Raw genomic sequence first — 18,106 nt, 5'->3', positions numbered from 1 at the left:
AGAGTTCGGAGATAGGCGATGTTTAAGCACATGTTTCCGACTTGTGTGTCAGACGCGTCCTAGAGCTGTCGTAGGATTTTTAACCGATGGGTAAGAAAAAGCCCGACACGAGGGTCGCAAAGCTTTGTAGGAGCGAGCTTGCTCGCGAAAAACTCGTGGACACCGCGTTCACCCAGGCTTCACGCGTGATCGTTGACGTTTTTCGCGAGCAAGCTCGCTCCTACAATGGGCCGCATGGCCGGGCGGGCTTTTTCAGGAAGTTCGGGCTTAGCCCATATGTTGCTGATCCAGGACGATGGCGTTGTCCAGCGTCTCCAGCAGCGCCTTGCGCACTTTCAGCTTGGTGTTCTTGTGCGCGGTCATGTTGATCTTCTTCAACTGCCGGGCAGCAGCCAGCGCAGCCCCTTGCAGTTCATCGGCAGACACCACGACGTCAAGGAAACCTGCGTCCACGGCACTTTGCGGATTGAACATCTCGCCATTGATCACGGAGCGGTGGAAGGCCGACTTGCGCAGGCGATCGCGCGCCAGCTCGATGCCGGCATGGTGCATGGTCATGCCGATCTGCACTTCGTTAAGGCCGATGCTGAAAGCCCCCTCGACCCCAATGCGGTAATCCACCGACAACAGCAGGAACGCACCCTTGGCCACCGCATGTCCGGTGCATGCAACGATCACCGGGAACGGGTGCGCCAACAGGCGGCGAGCCAGCGTCGAGCCAGCCGTGACCAGGGCTACGGCTTCCTTGGGACCGGACGTCATGACCTTCAGGTCATAACCCCCCGACAAAATCCCGGGCGTGCCGGTGATGATCACCACCGCGCGATCAGTCACCGCCTGATCCAGCGCAGCATTGAACGCGGCAATGACGTCCGGCGAGATCGCATTGACCTTGCCGTTGCTCAAGGTCAGTGTCGCGATACCGTCTTCGAGGTGGTAGGAGATCAACTCACTCATGACGCGGTTCCTTGTATGAAAGATGAGGCAGACGTTACCCACCACCGTAGGCCAGGTAAAGCGCCGTGACTGACTCGCCGGTCACCCCGTGTCGCCGCTCAGCGCCTGGCCAGCCACCGCCGCTGTGCCATCCCCTCTATATAGAAGGGGCGGCCAAGCCGGAGATTGGCAGGTTTGCCATGGCCTGCGCGTAGCCAGAACAACTAAATCGCTAACCGCATGAAAATTCTGAAAAAAATATTTGCCATCGGAAAAGCTTTCGACTACATTAGCGCGCCTCGACAGACAGAACATGTTTGAAGAGATACGGTGAAGTGTCCGAGTGGCTTAAGGAGCACGCCTGGAAAGTGTGTATACAAGAAATTGTATCGAGAGTTCGAATCTCTCCTTCACCGCCACATTAAGTAAACACAAACCCCTGATTTTCCTAGAGAAAGTCGGGGGTTTGTGGTTTTTGGTGTCTGAAAAAGACCGTATGGGAACGACATGGGAATGCGGCGGGCTCGAAGGCTTGTTTCGTATTCTTTAAATGTCATGACAAAAATTTTGCCTCCATAGATTTTTGTACATACAATAAAGCGATGCAAATATCCTTCGATCCCGCCAAGCGTGACAAAACCCTGTTCGAGCGGGGTGTTGATTTTGCCGACGCTGGTGCCGTTTTTGCCGGGCATCACTTCACAGGCAAAGACACACGACAGGAATACGGAGAGGTCCGCTTTATCACCGTGGGGCTGCTGATCGGTCGAATGGTTGTAATTGTCTGGACACCTCGCGGCGAGGCCCGCCGCATCATCTCTATGAGGAAAGCCAATGAACGCGAACAAGTGCAATACCGAAGCCGCCTGGGTTGACCCAGATGATGCACCTGAGCTCACAGACGCTTTCTTTAAGCGCGCTGACGAGTTCAACGGCACGCGACTTGTCCGGCGCGGTAGACCCAAGGCGGACGTGGTGCGCGAGCGGATCACGATCCGACTGGAGCCAGACGTGTTGGCTCAATTCAAGGCATCTGGCCCAGGTTGGCAAACGCGGATGAATGCCGCCTTGGCCGACTGGCTCAAGACACATACACCAGGTGATTTGAAAGCATAGCCACCGACCGGAGTAGGTCGGCGGGAGTCTGGCGCCCGTAGAGGTCGGGGCAGCAGCGCGGGAACGGTGATGAGCCGTTACCCGCGTTTTTTATGGGCGTTGTTTGTGCTGCCCCTCTGGCCTGCTCCAGCGGGAGGACAGTGGAAAGGTGGGGATCTTAATTCGTGAAGTGTGCTGTTAACATCCAGCCCTGGCCACTCACCTCTCGAATGGAATCGATCCTCATGCCACTGCCTGACACCACCTACCCGAAAATCGCCAAGTCGGCCGCCACGCTGCTGATGTCGATCCTGCCATGCCTGGCTTTCGCGGTCACGCCAACAACTTTCCCGGACGCTGCAGCCAGCGACCCCGCCAAACTTGGCTGGATGGTCGGCTCGCCGCCGCCCCCAGAGCGCACCGTGCGGTTTGCCGATGGTAGTTATTTCCAGTTTCCGGCGATGCGCTGGAGTGTTTCCAACTTCCGGCAGCTGATGCCCACCGTCAACGTGTCCCGCGGGCTGGGTGAGCCTGTTGCGCTGGAGTCAGCCTTGCGCCAGGACATCGATGCGCTGAGTTTTACCCCGCTGGGTGCTCAGCAGTCGATGACCTGGGAGCAGTCGCTGGCGGCGACTTATACCGACGGGATTGTGGTGCTGCATCGCGGCAAGCTGGTCTATGAGCGTTATTTCGGTGTCCTGGGCCCGCAAGGTCAGCACGCGGCGATGTCAGTGACCAAGTCGGTGGTGGGCACACTCGGTGCCACGTTGGTGGCTGAAGGGCAGATTGACGATAACAAGCGAGTGGTCGAGTACGTGCCTGAACTGGCGGGATCGGCGTTCGGCAATGCAACGGTGCGCCAGGTCCTGGATATGACCACCGGCCTGAAATTCAGCGAAGACTACGCGGACCCGAAGGCTGATGTCTGGGCCCATGGCCGGGCGGGGAGTCCTTTGCCTTTCGCCAAGGACTATACCGGGCCGCGCAGTTACTTCGAGTACCTGCAGACAGTGCAGCCCCAGGGTGAGCACGGTGCCGCGTTTGCCTACAAGACGGTGAACACCGATGTCCTGGGTTGGATTATCGCGCGTGCGACCGGTCGTAACGTGGCGCAGTTGCTGTCGGAGCGTATCTGGAGCCGCTTGGGAGCGGAGCAGGATGGGTATTTTACCGTTGATTCCATCGGCACGCCGTTCGCCGGTGGTGGGCTGAATACCGGGCTGCGTGATCTGGCGCGATTCGGTGAGATGTTGCGTAATGACGGCCGCTTCAATGGCCAGCAGATTGTGCCCAAGGCGGTGATCGACGACATCCGTCGCGGTGGCGATAAACAGGCGTTTGCCAAGGCCGGTTATGACTTGCTCAAGGGCTGGAGCTATCGCTCGATGTGGTGGGTGACGGACAAGGAGGGCGGGGCGTTCATGGCGCGCGGGGTGTATGGCCAGCGGATTTATGTCGATCCCAAAGCCGAGCTGGTGATCGTGCGGTATGCATCGCACCCGGTCGCAGCCAACGCCGCCAATGATCCGGTGACGCTGCCGGCTTTCGAGGCGCTGGCTCGGTATCTATCCCGCTAGAACCAGAGTCCATTCGTCGGGCGCGCTGTGATATGAATGATAAGTCCAGTCGTGACCGACTAGTCTCAAAATCCTTGGTGATCGATATGGTTCGGGCAAATAGGGCTTGCCGGTGTCGATCCCGCGTTTGAAGGGGCGAAGTGATGACTGAACCGTATATCGAAGACGACGGGTCCGAGTTTCCGATCAACAATTGCGTCCAGTGTGGCCAGACCGAATACGTGGCCAGCTTTGGGGAGGACAAGCACCAAGTTGGCAAGATCAAGTCGATGGTGAGCCAAGGCCCCAAGGCGAAGTTCCTGCCCAGGGTAGCGGCCGCTTCCAGAAAGTAAGCAGCCATCTGACAACCCCGCTGAACAGCGGGGTTTTTTATGTGCGCCGAAACAATTTAACCAGGCGTGTTGATCTCAAATTCTTTCACAACTTTTTCACAAGGGTTTGCGTAGTCTCAGCTCATCCGTTAGAAAGCAAGTCCTGGCCCGTTTCCCCAGCGGGCTTTTTTTTGCCTGTCATAAAACCTTTTCCCATATCGCTGTCCAATCGTCGCTGTTTCCAGCAACGGAGGATTTGTGTGGACGTTTCCTCCGCAGGAGCATTCAATGCCCGGGTTTCGGTTTCTCCCTATTTTTTGAGGTTTTTGTCATGCGTTTAACACTGCCTGCTCTGGTTCTGGGACTTTTCGTTGCGCAAGGCGCGATGGCCGCTGGCGATGGCACGGCCGCGATCGGCGGCGGCCTGGGCGGCGCCTTGGGTAACGTGGTTGGCCAAAGCATGGGCGGCAGCACGGGCGCAGCAGTCGGCGCAGGCGTCGCGGGCGCAGCCGGCAGCGCTGTTGCGGCACGTAAAGGCAGCCGCACCAAGGCTGCGATCGGTGGTGGTGTTGGCGCTGCAGGTGGCTCGGTGATTGGTAACAGCCTGGGCGGCAAGACCGGTTCCACCATCGGCGCAGGCCTGGGCGGTGCATTGGGCGGTGGCGTCGGCAGCAACCTCGGCAAGGGTCACAAGCGTCACTGATCCTGGCGGATCGATACAAAAGCCGGGAGTGCGCTGAGCACCGTAGGAGCGAGCTCGCTCGCGAAAAACCAGAGGACGCCGCGGAGTGTCTGGGGCCCCGCGTCATCGTTAACGACCATCGCGAGCAAGCTCGCTCCTACAAAAAGCGCCTTAACAACAGAGCATCATGGCTAATTGCCTGGCTTTTGCGTTTATGAACGTTTCTGTCCGCAGAGGCTCAAAGCCATTACATCCCCAACGCATGCGAGGTGCACCATGACATCAAAATCCGAAAGCAAACCAGGCGACTGTCGTCGTCAAGGCTTGACGTTGTCTGCATTGGTATTGGGACTGATGGTCAGCCACGGCGCCATGGCCGCTGGCGACGGCACCGCAGCAGTCGGCGGCGGCCTCGGTGGGGCACTCGGGAATGTCGTGGGTCAGCAAATGGGCGGCAGCACTGGCGCGGCCATCGGCGCAGGCGTCGGTGGGGCTGCGGGTAGCGCGGTAGGTGCGCCCAAGGGCAGCCGCACGGCAGCTGCGGTGGGGGGTGGTTTGGGTTCTGCGGGTGGTTCGGTGATTGGCAACAGCCTGGGCGGCTCGACCGGTTCGACCATTGGCGCAGGCCTGGGTGGCGCAGCCGGTGGCGCTGTCGGCAACAACCTGGGTACCGATGACGGTGGTTCGCATTCCAAGGGCAATCACAAGCACAAGAACAAAAACAAATATAAGAATAAGCATCGTTGATCCATCCCTGCACCCTGCGAGGTATGCTCCATGACGCCTGAAACAGAAGGCAAGGAAGAAAAAGGTCCGAGTGGACTGCCGTTTATCAACGATCCGGGAAATGAAGATCCGGGGTCGGTTATGGATGACGCGACAGTGCCGCTCAATGACTCCGATGACGCTGGCGATGTCGACTACGAAGACGAAGAGCTGGACGAAGACGAGCAATAAGCTGCCGACCGACTGTCTCTCTCATAGCACTGCCGTGCCGCCGAGGTCGTCGAACTGTCAGGGCCTGCCATTGCAGGCCCGTCGAGAGGTGGCCCATGAAACCTGTTCCCAAAGCATTCGACCCGGATGAAACGCCTGAGTATCCCCTGCCATCACCCACGGACTCCCTGAGTCGGGATCAACGGCCGCCTGACGAAGACACGGCCGTGGAGCAGTTGCCCGAGGATGATGTGAAGCGTGGGGATGTAGAGGCCGTTCCCGATGATCAGGACATTGCCGATAATGATGCATCGGATGAACCGAGCTGAAGTCGTCGTGGCTGTCGGGTGCGCAACTCTCTGGCCTGCCCCCTGTCAATATCCTGCTGAACCCTTTAATCCGTCGCAGAATCGGTGCTAACGTGCGGGTCCTCTTGTTGTTGAAAACGGATCAGACGCGATGAATGCACCGCTGAACGAATTCGGCCCGATCAAGGCTGTGATTTTCGATATGGACGGCTTGTTGCTGGACACCGAGGGCATCTACACCGAGGTCACGTCGATGATCGTCCAGCGCTATGGCCGGGTGTTCGACTGGAGCATCAAACAGAACATCATCGGGCGCGGCGCAAATGATCTGGCGCGCTACGTGGTCGAGGCCCTGGACCTGCCGATCTCCGCAGAAGAATTCCTGGTGATTCGCGAACCGCTGATGCGTGAGCGTTTTCCACACGCGCTGGCAATGCCCGGCGCACAGGAACTGGTGCGGCACTTGAAGGCGAACAATATCCCCATCGCGGTGGGCACCAGTTCTTCACGTCAGTCGTTCGGCCAGAAAACCACGCTGCACCGGGAGTGGTTCGATTTATTCGATTTCATCGTCACGGCTGATGATCCGGAAGTGGGCGCGGCCAAGCCGGCACCGGACATCTTTCTGACCGCCGCGCGGCGTCTGGGTGTCGATCCGGCCGACTGCCTGGTGTTCGAGGATTCGCCCTTCGGCGTCACAGCAGCGAAGGCGGCGGGCATGACCGCCATTGCCATCCCGGATGCGGCCATGGCGGATGAAAAGTACGCACATGCCGATGGCATCCTGCGCACGCTGAAGGCGTTCAAGCCCGCTGACTGCGGCTTGCCGGCGTTGGAATGGGCGTAAACCAGCAGGCATGAAAAAGCCGGCCACCTGATCAGGTGGCCGGCTTTTTCACGCAGGTGTCGCCATCAGGCGCCAAAGCCGCCGTCGATGGTCAGGCTGGCACCCGTGATGTAGCCCGCTTCAGGGCCCACCAGGTACGCCACGAAGCTGGCGATTTCATCGGCATGACCGTAGCGACCTACTGCCATCAGCGGGATCAGGCTGTCGGCAAAGTCACCCTGTGCAGGGTTCATGTCGGTGTCGACCGGGCCGGGTTGCACGTTGTTGATGGTGATCCCGCGCGGGCCGAGGTCGCGTGCCAGGCCTTTGGTCAGGCCGACCAGCGCCGACTTGCTCATGGCGTACGGACCGCCACCGGCGAAGGGCATGCGATCGGCATTGGTGCTGCCAATGTTGATGATGCGACCGCCTTCGGTCATATGCCTGGCAGCGGCCTGGGTAGCAATGAATACGCTGCGTACGTTGATGGCCAGGGTCTGGTCGAAGTCTTCGAGCTTGAAATCTTCCAGTGGCGCAACCGCCAGCACACCCGCGTTGTTGACCAGGATATCCAGCGCGCCGAAGGCTTCGACGGTGGCCGTGACCGCGTGACGGATGGCCTCGGCATCGGCGCTGTCGGCCTTGATGGCCAGTGCCTTGCCGCCATTGGCGGTGATGCTGTTCTGCAATTCTTCGGCTTTTGCCGTGGAGCTTACGTAAGTGAAGGCAACGGCTGCGCCTTCAGCGGCCAGGCGTTTGACGATGGCTGCGCCAATACCGCGGGACCCTCCTTGGATCAAAGCCACTTTACCGCTGAGGTTCTGAGTAGTCATGTCTGTCTCCAAAGTCGCCGGGGCGAGATGCCCCGGTTGATGGAGCCTAGTATCGGTTCGGGACTACCTGCTGGGTAGCCGGTCATCACGATAGTCTGTGTAAACCATAAGTTTATAATGGCTGCTGTGGAAACCATCAGCAGTATCGAATGCTGAGGGCTTCCCAGGGCTGAACAAAGGCTTTTGTCAAACGTCGGTCAAGCGATCCGCCTTCACCACAAGGCCAATGTGTAACTCAGGATCAGCCGTGTCTCATCCAGGTCATTGCTGAAGTTCGAGCGGACCGTCGCATTTCGAACCTTGACCCCAAGATTCTTCAGCGAACCGCTTTGCACCACGTAGCCGATATCGGTGTTTCGCTCCCATTCTTTCCCCGAATGACTGCCCGCTACCTGCACATTGTCGCCGTTGACGTAACGGGTCATGAAGGTGAGGCCGGGAATGCCCAGTGCGGCGAAGTTGTGGTCATAGCGCACCTGCCATGAGTGCTCATCGGTGTTGGCAAAGTCGTTGATCTGCACAAAGTTGACCAGGTAGGGGTCGCTATTGGCGATGTACGGGAACGGGTCGTCACCGCTCATTCGCTGATAGGCGCCGGTCAATACGCTGGAGCCAAGGGTGTAGGCCACTTGCCCGTTCGCTGCACGGTTGTCGAGTGGGCGGAAATTACCGTCGTCGGTACTTTTCGAATAACGCAGGTCGAACTTGAGCGACTGTTGCGCGGCGAGAGGAATTTCATAAACTACGCCGCCAAAGTACTGGCGATAGACATTTTCCAGGTTGCCGTAGAACAGGCTTGTACTCAGGGCTTTATTAAAACTGTAGGTACCACCGGCAAACCGGAAATCATCACTGACGCCGCCGATGCGGTTACCCGTGAAGTCCTGGTAGTTTGAAGAACTGTTAAACTTGATTTGCTGTAGTTTGCCGCCTTGCAGGGCCAATTGGTCGATATCTTTTGAGGTCAGCAGCGCTCCTTCGAAGGTCGAAGGCAACAGGCGCGTGTCATTACTCGACACTACTGGCGTACGGAAAGCCAGCGAGCCGACTTTGAGTTCCGTTGCAGAGACCTTCGCCTTGGCCGTCAGGCCCAGCTTGGAATACTCGCTTTGCGAACCGCGGCCGTTCTTCGAGCTGAGGTCAGCGGGCAACAGGCCGGTTCCACCGGACCCATCACCGCCGTCAAGCTTGATGCCGAGCATGCCGATGGCATCAAGGCCAACGCCAATAGTGCCTGCGGTATAACCCGACTCGATGCGCAGCATCGCGCCCTGCGCCCACTCCGCCGCAGCGTCACGCTCTGCCGTGGGCGGGCCGTTACGAAAGTCACGACTGAAGTAAAAGTTGCGCAGTTCCACACTCGCTTTGCTGTCGGTAATAAAGTCGGCAGAAGCGGTCACTGGTAAAACCAGCGCGCAGGTACCCGCAATGGCAAAAGCCTTGTTGATTGACATGCTCTTGATGCTCCAGATAAACGGCAGCTTTTAATGGTCAGGTTTTATTGTTTTTTTCATGAAAAGTTACAGCTGAACTTTTCTGCGGGCAGCACGCGGCAAACGGGTGGTTAACCCGTTGCGCGACTACCTGTAAAAGGAAAAGCTTTAAATCAAGCCAGGGTCTTGATGCGGCCAATCACCGAGCCGGCTTCAAAATAGTCTCCTGCCTGTTTGGCGATCTGCACCTGGCCCTCACAAGGTGCCAGGACCGAAGTTTCCATCTTCATGGCTTCTACAACGGCGATGACCTGCCCGGCACTCACCGACTCGCCTTCTTCGACCACCCAGGTATGCAGATTACCCGCCACGGGGGTCAGTACCGCCTGCGGGTCAATGACCTCGGATGGGGCCGCGCTTTCGCTGGTGGTACCCGCTGCATTCAGGCTGACGCCGCGCAGCAGTGCAGCCGGAAGGCCCAGTTCGTGGCGTTTGCCGTCGATCTCGACAAACGTGCGCAGGATTTCCGGGTCGGCCGATACAGCAGCTCGTGGGGCGAGCGTGATCTGCTCGGCGAAATCGGTCTCGATCCAGCGCGTGTGTACGGCGAATGTATCGGTACCGGTGAAGTCATCATGGTCCATGACGGCCCGGTGGAACGGCAGAACCGAGGCGATGCCCTCGATGTTGAACTCAGCCAGTGCGCGCCGGGCGCGGACGATAGCCTGTTCGCGAGTGGCGCCGGTGACGATCAGTTTGGCCATCATCGAATCGAAGGTGCTGGGCACTCGCGAACCGCTTATAACGCCGCTGTCCAGGCGCACGCCCGGGCCAGACGGTGGCAGGAAATGGGTGATCTGGCCGGGGGTGGGCAGGAAGCCTTTGCCCGGGTCTTCCGCGTTGATGCGAAACTCGAAGCTGTGGCCACGCGGGGTCGGCGTCTCGCTGAAGGACAGCGGCAAACCGTCGGCAATCCTCAATTGTTCGATCACCAGGTCAACCCCGGTGGTCTCTTCGGTCACCGGGTGCTCGACCTGCAAGCGGGTATTGACCTCAAGGAACGACAGGGTGCCATCCTGGCTGAGCAGGAACTCCACAGTGCCGGCACCGACGTAGCCCGCCTTGGCGCAGATATCCTGGGCAGACTGATGAATACGCTGGCGCTGTTGGTCGCTGATAAAGGGCGCAGGCGCTTCCTCCACCAGCTTCTGGTTGCGCCGCTGCAAGGAGCAGTCACGCGTGCCGACGACGACGACCTTGCCGTGTTTGTCGGCGAGGATCTGCGCTTCGATGTGCCGGGGCCGGTCGAGGAACTGCTCGACGTAGCATTCGCCACGACCAAAGGCCGCTTCTGCTTCGCGCACGGCTGAGGCGAACAATTCAGCCACCTCATCCATGCGCCAGGCGACTTTCATGCCGCGTCCGCCGCCGCCAAAGGCTGCCTTGATGGCAATTGGCAGGCCGTGCTGCTCGGCAAAGGCCAGTACTTCGGCGGCGCTTTCCACCGGGCCAGGCGTGCCGGCCACCAGGGGGGCACCGACCAGGTGGGCAATTTTTCGCGCCTCGACCTTGTCGCCGAGCACGTCGATGGTCTCCGGGTTGGGACCGACCCAGATCAGCCCGGCCTCGATCACTGCCCGGGCGAAGTCGGCCCTCTCAGACAGGAAACCATAGCCGGGGTGCACGGCATCGGCGCCGCTGCGTTTGGCGATGGCGATCAGTTTGCCGATATCCAGGTAGGTCTCGGCCGGGCGCTGGCCATTGAGTGAATAGGCTTCGTTGGCTCGGCGCACGTGCAGGGCGTCGATGTCCGCATCGGCATACACCGCCACAGACTGCACGCCGTAGTCGCTGCAGGCGCGGGCGATGCGGACAGCAATTTCACCACGGTTGGCAATCAGTAATTTCTTCATGGGAGTTTGTTCACATCGGCAGTTGAAGAAGAGGCTTGCGTATCAGGTTGCATCTCTTTGAAGCCACCCAGAGGGTTGAAGCGAATCTGCGCATTGATCGGGATCTGGCCCGCCAGGTCCAGGTGGTAGCTGGCGACTGCGCCGATCACCGGGTAACCACCGGTCAACGGGTGATCGGCGAGAAACAGCACCGGTTGGCCGCTGGCCGGAACCTGGATGGCGCCCACGGAAGTGCCTTCGCTGGGCAACTCCTGGTGGTTGCTGCGTTCCAGCGGCGTTTCACCCGCCAGGCGAATACCAACCCGGTTGGACTGTGAGGTGACGCGCCAGAGCTGGCTGCCCAGACGCTGGATGGCGTCTTCGGTAAACCAGTCAGTGCGCGGCCCCATGACCACGTCGAGGGTCACGATGTTGGCCGCGGTGGGCAGGTCAAAGGCGGGAGATTCGTTCAACGAAACGCTGGTGCCTGTCGTCAGCGCGTTAAAGCCCAGTCGGTCACCGGCCGCGAGAGCAGGGGGGCCGACCTGGGCGAGCGTGTCGGTGGAAAGGCTGCCGAGCACCGCAGTGGCCTCAAAGCCGCCGCGAATCGCCAGGTAACTGCGCAACCCTGCCGAAGGTGAACCCAGGCTGACTCTGTCCCCGGGCTCCAGTTCGATGGGCTGGTAGTTGTCGGCAGACCATTGCAGGCCACTGGCGTTGGTGATGATGACCGGGGTCTGCGCGCCGGTGATTGCGATCACCGCATGGCCATGACAGATGAAGCTCAGGCCGCCGAGCACCGCTTCCACGCAGGCCATGTCCGAAGGGTTGCCGACCGCGCGGTTGGCTGCGCGCAGCGCGCCGAGGTCCAGCGCGCCGGAGCGGGATACGCCTTGGCCGGTCTGGCCGGGGCGGCCCATGTCCTGCAACACGCAGTGCAAGCCGGGCGTAATGATTTGCAGGTAGGCACCGCTGGGGGCGGCGGCGCTTGCCTGCGCAGTGGGGGCGGGCAGGCCACCTGCCGGAAGCGGGCCGGCATCGGTGAACCGCACTTTGTAGCCGGGGCGAAGCAGGGCCGATTCAGCACGGTTCAGGTCCCACATCTGCAACGGCGTGACGCCGATGATCTGCCACCCGCCAGGGCTGGCTTGCGGGTAAACACCGCTGAATTCCCCCGCCAGGGCAACCGCTCCTGCGGGTATGCGGGTACGCGGCGTTTGTCGGCGAGGCACCTGGAAACCCGCACCGCCGGTCAGGTAGGCGAAGCCCGGAGCGAAGCCGCAAAAAGCCACGCTGTAGTCATGGGCGGTGTGGCGTTGAACCACCTCGGCGCGGCTGATCCCCAGCAGCGTTGCGACTTCGTCCAGGTCTTCACCGTTGTAATGAACGGGAATTTCCACCCGGCGATGCTCGATCGCGCGGCGCTGGCTCAGGTCCTGGCCGGCGATACGATTGACCAGCGCCTGCCGCGCAATGGCGCTGGGGCGGAACTGGATCAGCAGGGTACGTGCGGCAGGAATGATTTCTTCCACGCCCGCAATAGGCTCCGCCGTCAGGGCGTCGAACAATGCCAGGGTCTCATCCAGGTCGTTCAATTCGACGAGCAGGGCGTCCAGGTTTACCGGTAAGAAACGCACAGCAGACTCCTAGACGTGGTACGTGCTGTCGGGCACGTCGGTGATGAACATATGGCCGGGCGAATGGGTGATTGCGAAGGGTACGCCCGAGGCCATGACCGCGGCTTGAGGCGTTACGCCGCAAGCCCAGAACACCGGGACCTCGCCCGGCTCGATGCGCACGGCGTCACCGAAATCGGGCCGAGCCAGGTCGTCGATCCCCAGCAAGCCAGGCTCGCCGACGTGGACCGGGGCCCCATGCACCGAGGGGTAGCGCCCGGAGATACCGCAGGCCTCGGCCACGCGATCAGCTGGGATCGGCCGCATCGAAACCACCATCCCACCCTGCAGGCGCCCGGCCGGGCGGCAGGCACGGTTGGTCAGGTACATCGGCACGTTGCAGCCATCGGCGATATGCCGTACTTCAATGCCTGCCTCTTGCAGGGCTGTTTCAAAGGTAAAGCTGCAACCGATCAGGAAGGCCACCATGTCGTCGTGTTCGGCCCAGGCCTGGGTCGCGTCGCTGACTTCCTCCACCAGCTTGCCGTCACGCCAGATGCGGTACAGGGGCAGGTCGGTGCGCAGGTCAGCGCCCGCCGCCAGCCGTGTGTGGGGGCTGGCGGCGTCAGTGACGTCAAGCACCGGGCAAGCCTTGGGGTTGCGTTGGGCATACAGCAGGAAGTCGTAGGCCCAGTCGCGGGGCAAGGCAATCAGGTTCGCCTGAGTCATGCCCGGGGCGATGCCGGCGGTGGGGGTGACCAGGCCGCCGCGGTAGGCCGAGCGAGCTTCACGGCCAGCGGCGATGGCCGCCTGACGAGCGCGTTCCAGGGCGTTCATGGACGACCTCCGGCAAACGGTTGCAGGGACATGTTGGCCTGTTCCAGCACGCGACGCAGTTCGCGGGCCATGTCCACCGCTGCCGGGCTATCGCCGTGGACGCAGATCGAGTCGGCCTGGATGCTGACCAGGCTGCCATCGATCGCTTCCAGGGTGCCGTGCTCCACGAGATGCAGCATGCGTTGGGCGACGAGCTTGGGATCGTGCAGCACGGCGCCGGGTTCGCGGCGAGAGACGAGGGTGCCTTGTGGCGTATAGGCACGGTCAGCGAAGGCTTCGGCGATACACTGCAAGCCCTCGTTACGGGCCAGTTCAATGAGGCTTGAGCCTGCCAATGCAACCAATACCAGGCTGGAGTCGATCGCGCGGATGGCCTCGATCACGGCCAACGCCTGACGACGATCGTGAGCAATGGTGTTGTACAGGGCGCCGTGGGGCTTCACATAGCGCACGCTGCTGCCAGCGGCCTTGGCCAGGCCCTGAAGCGCGCCGATCTGGTAGATCACGTCAGCCGTCAGTTCATCGCTGGACAGGTCCATGTTGCGGCGGCCAAAGCCGACTTTGTCCGGGTAAGCGACATGGGCACCAATGGTGACCTTTTTTGCCACTGCAGCTTTCAGCGTCTGCAGGATGCCGGCCGGGTCGCCGGCGTGAAAACCGCAGGCGACATTGGCGCTGGTCACGACGTCGAGCATCGCGGCATCGTCGCCCATGCGCCAGGCGCCAAAGCTTTCGCCCAGGTCGCTGTTGATGTCTATCGTTGGCATTAACTTGACTCCTTGTTCGTCATCGGGCTCACGCAATGTTGAGGAAGGCAAAGATCGGCCCGACGGATTTGATCGCCATGTACCAGGTCAGCAGGCAGGTCACGGCGCCCAGCAGCAACAACCAGCGTGGGTAATGGTAACCGTCCATGAGGTCGGACCGGCGCCAGCCGACGTAGATGAAGATGCTCAGGCCGATTGGCAGTATCAGGCCATTAAAGCCGCCCGCGAAGAGCAACAATGCCGCCGGAGCCGTGCCCATCAGGATAAAGATCAGCAGCGACAGGGCGATGAACACCATCGTGGCGCGGTTGCGTCCCTTCTCGGTGATGCTCGGCATAAACACGGTGATGAAGGAAATGGACGTGTAAGCAGCGCCAATCACACTGGTGATACTGGCGGCCCAGAGGATGAGGCCGAAAACGCGCAGGCCGATTTGCCCAGCCGCTGCCTGGAAGGCTTGCGCGGCCGGATTGGCGCCCTGACCCGAGGTGTCGATGACGACGCCGCTGGCCACCACGCCAAGGATGGCGAGAAACAGGACGTAGCGCATCAGGCCGGTGACCAGGATGCCGCTCAGGGCCGCCCTGGTCACTACCTGGAGGTTTTCGACGCCGGTAGTACCGCGGTCCAGCAGTTTGTGAGCCCCGGCATAGGTGATGTAACCGCCGACCGTGCCTCCGACAATGGTAGTAATGGTGGCGAAGTTGATCTGGTCCGGAAGTACGGTCTGGTAGAGCGCTTCACCCAGTGGCGGGTTAGAGGCAAAGGCCACGAACAGGGTCAGGCCAATCATCACCAGGCCCAGCACGACGATCAGCCGGTCGACGGCCAATCCGGCGCGGTGGGAGAGGAAGATGCCGATGGCCAGCAGGGCGCTCAGGCTGCCGCCCCATTTTGCATCAAGCCCCATCAGCGCGTTCAGGCCCAGCCCGGCACCGGCGATGTTGCCGACGTTGAACACCAGGCCGCCGAAGATCACCAGCACCGCCAGCAGGTACCCACTGCCTGGAATCGCTTTATTGGCCACGTCTGCGGCACGCATTCGGGTCAGGGTGACGATGCGCCAGACGTTCAGTTGCACCACGAAGTCGATAAGAATCGACGCCAGGATACCGAACGCAAATGCCGCACCCATCTTGGCCGTGAAGGTGGCGGTCTGGGTAATGAATCCAGGACCGATGGCAGAAGTCGCCATCATGAAAATGGCGGCGATCAGGGAGGACCGTCGCGCCTTGGCAAAATCCTGAGCGGTCTGTGTCCCGGCGGACGGTGTCACGGCTGTCTCTGTCACGGCATCATTCCTTCGGTAGGGGATGATTTGATTGAGCAACGAGCGTGCCAGGTTTCAATCATACGGCTGAAAGTGTTGATGCATGGCTATTTGATTGTTGAACAATCTATTGGCGGTGGTTCCACAATGCGCACCAGTTTGTAACCATATCACTCCTGCGTGTTACTTATTGATGCACACGGCACCCTCGGTTCTTGCTATGCGCTGAGCTCTGATAGAACATCAAAATGACTCTCCCTGACTCTGGACCGCACATGAACGACGTTGCAAATTCCCTTCCGCGCTCGCTGGGTGAGTCCATTACCCAGGAGGTCCGCAGGATGCTGGTCGAAGGCGAATTGGTACCGGGCCAACGGCTGTCCGAAGCGGCGCTGGCCGATAGCCTGCAGATCTCCCGCAACACGCTCAGAGAGGCGTTCAGGGTCCTGACCCGGGAGGGTTTGCTCAAGCATGAGCCTAATCGCGGGGTCACTGTGGCGGTGCCTGATATGGCGTCGATTATTGACATCTATCGTGTACGCCGCTTTATCGAATGCAAGGCCATTGCCCAGGGATACCCGCTGCACCCGGGAACATTGCATATGCGTCAGGCGGTGGAGGCAGGCATGCAAGCGCGCGAAGCCAAGGATTGGAAAGCAGTCGGCACCGCTAACATGATGTTCCACAAGGCTATCGTCGAGCTCGCCGACAGTCCGCGATTGGTGGTGTTCTATGGGCAGATATCGGCCGAGCTGCGCTTGGCGTTCGGCCTGCTGGATGACGCCGAATTCCTGCATATGCCTTACGTCGACATGAACATTTCAGTCTTGCGTTGCATAGAAGAGGGGCGACCGGAGGAGGCGACCCGGATGCTCGAAGCCTATCTGGTGCAATCGGAGCGCACCGTTCTGGCAGCCTACGAACGCAGCATGAATCGATAGCCAGTCCCTCATGGAAACCTTCAGCAGTATCGAATGCTTTGTACGCAGTGCCGAAGTCGGCAGCTTTGCCGAAGCCGCGCGGCGCCTGAGCCTTACGCCGGCGGCGGTGGGCAAGAGCGTCGCCAAGCTGGAGGCGCGCCTGGGCGTGCGCTTGTTCCAGCGCAGTACGCGCAGCCTGAGGTTGACCGAAGCCGGCCAGCTGTTCCTCGGCGAAGTCAGCACCAGCCTGAACACCATCCAGAACGCCGTGGCCAACCTGGCCAGCGCGCAGGGGCTGCCGGCGGGGACGTTGAAGGTCAGCATGGGCACGATGTTCGGTCGGCTGTACGTGGTGCCCCTGCTAGGCGAGTTTTTGCGGCGATTCCCGGCGATCAACCCTGACTGGCATTTCGATAACCGCCAGGTCGATCTGATCGCCCAAGGGTTTGACGCGGCGATTGGCGGCGGGTTTGACCTGCCCCAGGGCGTGGTCGCTCGCAAGCTGACGCCGGCGCATCGGGTGCTGGTGGCTTCAGCCGAATACCTGTCGAGCCGGGCGCCGATCCTGGAGCCTGAAGATCTCGGGCATCACGACGGTATCCTGATTCGTTCACCGCAAACCGGCCGCGTGCGCTCGTGGCAGTTGACCAGTCGCACCCGGCAACACAGTCCCCTGGTGCTCAAGGCGCGGATGACCATGAGCGATTCCGAAGCAGCCTGTGCCACGGCGGCCCAAGGCTTGGGCGTGGCCTTGGTCAGCATGCCTTTTGCGCTGGGGTATCTGGAGGCGGGGACCTTGCAGCGGGTGTTGCCGGACTGGTGCGTCGACGATGGCAACATTTCCATCTACTACGCCGAACACAAGTTGCTGCCGGGCAAGACCCGGGCGTTTGTGAATTTTGTGATTGAGCAGTTTGCGCAGCAGGGGTTGGGGCAGCGGTTCAGTGCTATCTGAGCAAGGCTATAGACCGAGGTGCAGCCATCGCGGGCAAGCCCGCTCCCACAGGTTCGATGTTAGCTCCAAGTATGTGTACTGTCTGTGGGAGCAAGGCTGCTCCCACAGGCTCGATGTAGTCTCCAATTACAGGTGATACCTGTGGGAGCGGGCTTGCCCGCGATTGGGGCACCTCGGTCTACCGACCAAACCGCCCCGGCCAACCAATGATCTTCTTCGGCCGCGGCGTCGCATAGGTGCGCACCTTGGACGTCGACAAGCCCAGTCGCACCAGTGATTCGGCAATGGTGACCGCCGCTGTCACGCCATCCACGACCGGCACGCCGGTGCGCTGGCGGATCTGCTCGTCCAGCCCGGCCATCCCGCCGCAACCCAGGCAAATCACCTCAGCCTTGTCTTCGAGCACCGCCAATTCCGCCTGGCGGACGATGGCTTCCAGCGCACGCTGCGGATCCGATTCCAGCTCCAGCACCGCCAGGCCACTGGCCCGCACGGAGGCGCAGCGATCCCACAGGCCGGAGAGTTTTAACCGGTCCTCGATCAGGGGCACGGTGCGATCCAGGGTCGTGACCACCGAGTAGGCATGGCCGAGAAACATCGCGGTACTGGCGGCGGCATCGGTGATGTCCACCACCGGCACGTCCAGCAGCTCCTGCAGGCCTTCGCGGCCGTGCTCGCCGTAGCCGGCCTGGATAACCGCGTCGAAAGGCTGGTCGTAAGACATCACCCGGTCCATCACGGCAATCGCTGCCAGGTAACTTTCGAAGTTGCCCTCCACGGAGTCGGCGCCGAAGTAGGGCGTCAGGCCAATAATTTCGGTGCCCGGGGCAGCCACTGCCTGGGCCGAGCGGGCAATGGCCTGGGTGATGGACTCGGTGGTGTTGACGTTGACCACGAGAATTCGCATGGGAA

Annotated in this window: 20 protein-coding genes and 1 tRNA gene; 12 read left to right on the top strand and 9 right to left on the bottom strand. The window is 60.8% G+C overall.

The window, feature by feature from the left end; genetic code table 11:
- Positions 1-267: 267 nt before the first annotated feature.
- Positions 268-957: a crotonase/enoyl-CoA hydratase family protein gene (locus IMW75_RS10040; protein WP_045058973.1), complete on the bottom strand. Its 690-nt coding sequence runs from the start codon at positions 955-957 to the stop codon at positions 268-270.
- 308 nt (positions 958-1,265) lie between these two features.
- Between IMW75_RS10040 and IMW75_RS10035 the strand changes: the two genes are divergently transcribed.
- The 10 genes from IMW75_RS10035 to IMW75_RS09990 all read left to right on the top strand — a co-directional run bounded on the left by IMW75_RS10035 (position 1,266) and on the right by IMW75_RS09990 (position 6,692).
- Positions 1,266-1,355 (top strand) — tRNA-Ser (locus IMW75_RS10035).
- 183 nt (positions 1,356-1,538) lie between these two features.
- Positions 1,539-1,811, top strand: coding sequence for a BrnT family toxin (locus tag IMW75_RS10030; protein ID WP_205892515.1), 273 nt, complete (start codon positions 1,539-1,541; stop codon positions 1,809-1,811).
- Entirely contained in the window at positions 1,771-2,052 is a 282-nt protein-coding gene (locus IMW75_RS10025; RefSeq protein ID WP_205892514.1) for a BrnA antitoxin family protein, read from the top strand. Before IMW75_RS10030 ends, IMW75_RS10025 begins: the two co-directional genes overlap by 41 nt.
- Before the next feature lie 281 nt (positions 2,053-2,333).
- On the top strand, positions 2,334-3,608 hold the full coding sequence (locus tag IMW75_RS10020; RefSeq protein WP_205892566.1) for a serine hydrolase domain-containing protein: 1,275 nt from the start codon (positions 2,334-2,336) through the stop codon (positions 3,606-3,608).
- A gap of 143 nt (positions 3,609-3,751) precedes the next feature.
- On the top strand, positions 3,752-3,940 hold the full coding sequence (locus IMW75_RS10015) for a hypothetical protein (RefSeq protein WP_201147202.1): 189 nt from the start codon (positions 3,752-3,754) through the stop codon (positions 3,938-3,940).
- Positions 3,941-4,250: 310 nt separating this feature from the next.
- A complete protein-coding gene (locus IMW75_RS10010; protein ID WP_045058977.1) occupies positions 4,251-4,622 on the top strand; it encodes a hypothetical protein in 372 nt (123 codons plus the stop codon).
- Positions 4,623-4,877: 255 nt separating this feature from the next.
- Complete coding sequence (locus IMW75_RS10005; RefSeq protein WP_205892513.1) at positions 4,878-5,348, top strand: glycine zipper domain-containing protein; 471 nt, start codon at positions 4,878-4,880, stop codon at positions 5,346-5,348.
- A gap of 30 nt (positions 5,349-5,378) precedes the next feature.
- Positions 5,379-5,558: a hypothetical protein gene (locus IMW75_RS10000; protein WP_045058979.1), complete on the top strand. Its 180-nt coding sequence runs from the start codon at positions 5,379-5,381 to the stop codon at positions 5,556-5,558.
- A 95-nt stretch (positions 5,559-5,653) separates the two neighbouring features.
- Entirely contained in the window at positions 5,654-5,866 is a 213-nt protein-coding gene (locus IMW75_RS09995) for a hypothetical protein (protein ID WP_205892512.1), read from the top strand.
- A 130-nt stretch (positions 5,867-5,996) separates the two neighbouring features.
- Positions 5,997-6,692 carry an HAD-IA family hydrolase gene (locus IMW75_RS09990; RefSeq protein WP_205892511.1) on the top strand — a complete coding sequence of 232 codons (696 nt, stop codon included), beginning with the start codon at positions 5,997-5,999 and terminating at the stop codon, positions 6,690-6,692.
- A gap of 65 nt (positions 6,693-6,757) precedes the next feature.
- On the opposite strand, the gene IMW75_RS09985 is transcribed toward IMW75_RS09990, so the two are convergent.
- The 7 genes from IMW75_RS09985 to IMW75_RS09955 form a co-directional block, all read right to left on the bottom strand.
- The gene (locus IMW75_RS09985; RefSeq protein ID WP_045058982.1) at positions 6,758-7,504 is read right to left on the bottom strand and encodes a 3-oxoacyl-ACP reductase family protein; all 747 of its coding nucleotides are present in this window, start codon (positions 7,502-7,504) and stop codon (positions 6,758-6,760) included.
- A 212-nt stretch (positions 7,505-7,716) separates the two neighbouring features.
- Positions 7,717-8,958 (bottom strand): OprD family porin, encoded by a 1,242-nt coding sequence (locus IMW75_RS09980; RefSeq protein WP_205892510.1) that lies wholly within the window; start codon positions 8,956-8,958, stop codon positions 7,717-7,719.
- A gap of 152 nt (positions 8,959-9,110) precedes the next feature.
- Positions 9,111-10,850 (bottom strand): acetyl/propionyl/methylcrotonyl-CoA carboxylase subunit alpha, encoded by a 1,740-nt coding sequence (locus IMW75_RS09975; protein ID WP_205892509.1) that lies wholly within the window; start codon positions 10,848-10,850, stop codon positions 9,111-9,113.
- Positions 10,847-12,466: a 5-oxoprolinase/urea amidolyase family protein gene (locus tag IMW75_RS09970; RefSeq protein ID WP_205892508.1), complete on the bottom strand. Its 1,620-nt coding sequence runs from the start codon at positions 12,464-12,466 to the stop codon at positions 10,847-10,849. Before IMW75_RS09970 ends, IMW75_RS09975 begins: the two co-directional genes overlap by 4 nt.
- A gap of 9 nt (positions 12,467-12,475) precedes the next feature.
- Entirely contained in the window at positions 12,476-13,282 is an 807-nt protein-coding gene (locus IMW75_RS09965) for a putative hydro-lyase (protein WP_205892507.1), read from the bottom strand.
- Positions 13,279-14,049 carry a LamB/YcsF family protein gene (locus IMW75_RS09960; RefSeq protein ID WP_205892506.1) on the bottom strand — a complete coding sequence of 257 codons (771 nt, stop codon included), beginning with the start codon at positions 14,047-14,049 and terminating at the stop codon, positions 13,279-13,281. The genes IMW75_RS09965 and IMW75_RS09960 overlap by 4 nt, the downstream gene beginning before the upstream one ends.
- Before the next feature lie 28 nt (positions 14,050-14,077).
- A complete protein-coding gene (locus IMW75_RS09955) occupies positions 14,078-15,340 on the bottom strand; it encodes an NRAMP family divalent metal transporter (RefSeq protein ID WP_236695849.1) in 1,263 nt (420 codons plus the stop codon).
- 254 nt (positions 15,341-15,594) lie between these two features.
- Here IMW75_RS09955 and IMW75_RS09950 point away from each other — a divergent pair, with 254 nt between their 5' ends.
- The gene (locus IMW75_RS09950) at positions 15,595-16,260 is read left to right on the top strand and encodes a GntR family transcriptional regulator (protein WP_205892505.1); all 666 of its coding nucleotides are present in this window, start codon (positions 15,595-15,597) and stop codon (positions 16,258-16,260) included.
- Positions 16,261-16,270: 10 nt separating this feature from the next.
- The gene (locus IMW75_RS09945; protein ID WP_205892504.1) at positions 16,271-17,194 is read left to right on the top strand and encodes a LysR family transcriptional regulator; all 924 of its coding nucleotides are present in this window, start codon (positions 16,271-16,273) and stop codon (positions 17,192-17,194) included.
- Between the two features lie 178 nt (positions 17,195-17,372).
- Here IMW75_RS09945 and IMW75_RS09940 read toward each other — a convergent pair whose 3' ends face one another.
- A complete protein-coding gene (locus IMW75_RS09940) occupies positions 17,373-18,101 on the bottom strand; it encodes an aspartate/glutamate racemase family protein (RefSeq protein WP_045058990.1) in 729 nt (242 codons plus the stop codon).
- Positions 18,102-18,106 lie beyond the last annotated feature (5 nt).

The organism is Pseudomonas gregormendelii (assembly GCF_017114825.1).
GTDB lineage: Bacteria > Pseudomonadota > Gammaproteobacteria > Pseudomonadales > Pseudomonadaceae > Aquipseudomonas > Aquipseudomonas gregormendelii.
The sequence above is the reverse complement of the archived record's forward strand: the minus strand, read 5'-3'. Positions and strand labels throughout refer to the sequence as shown.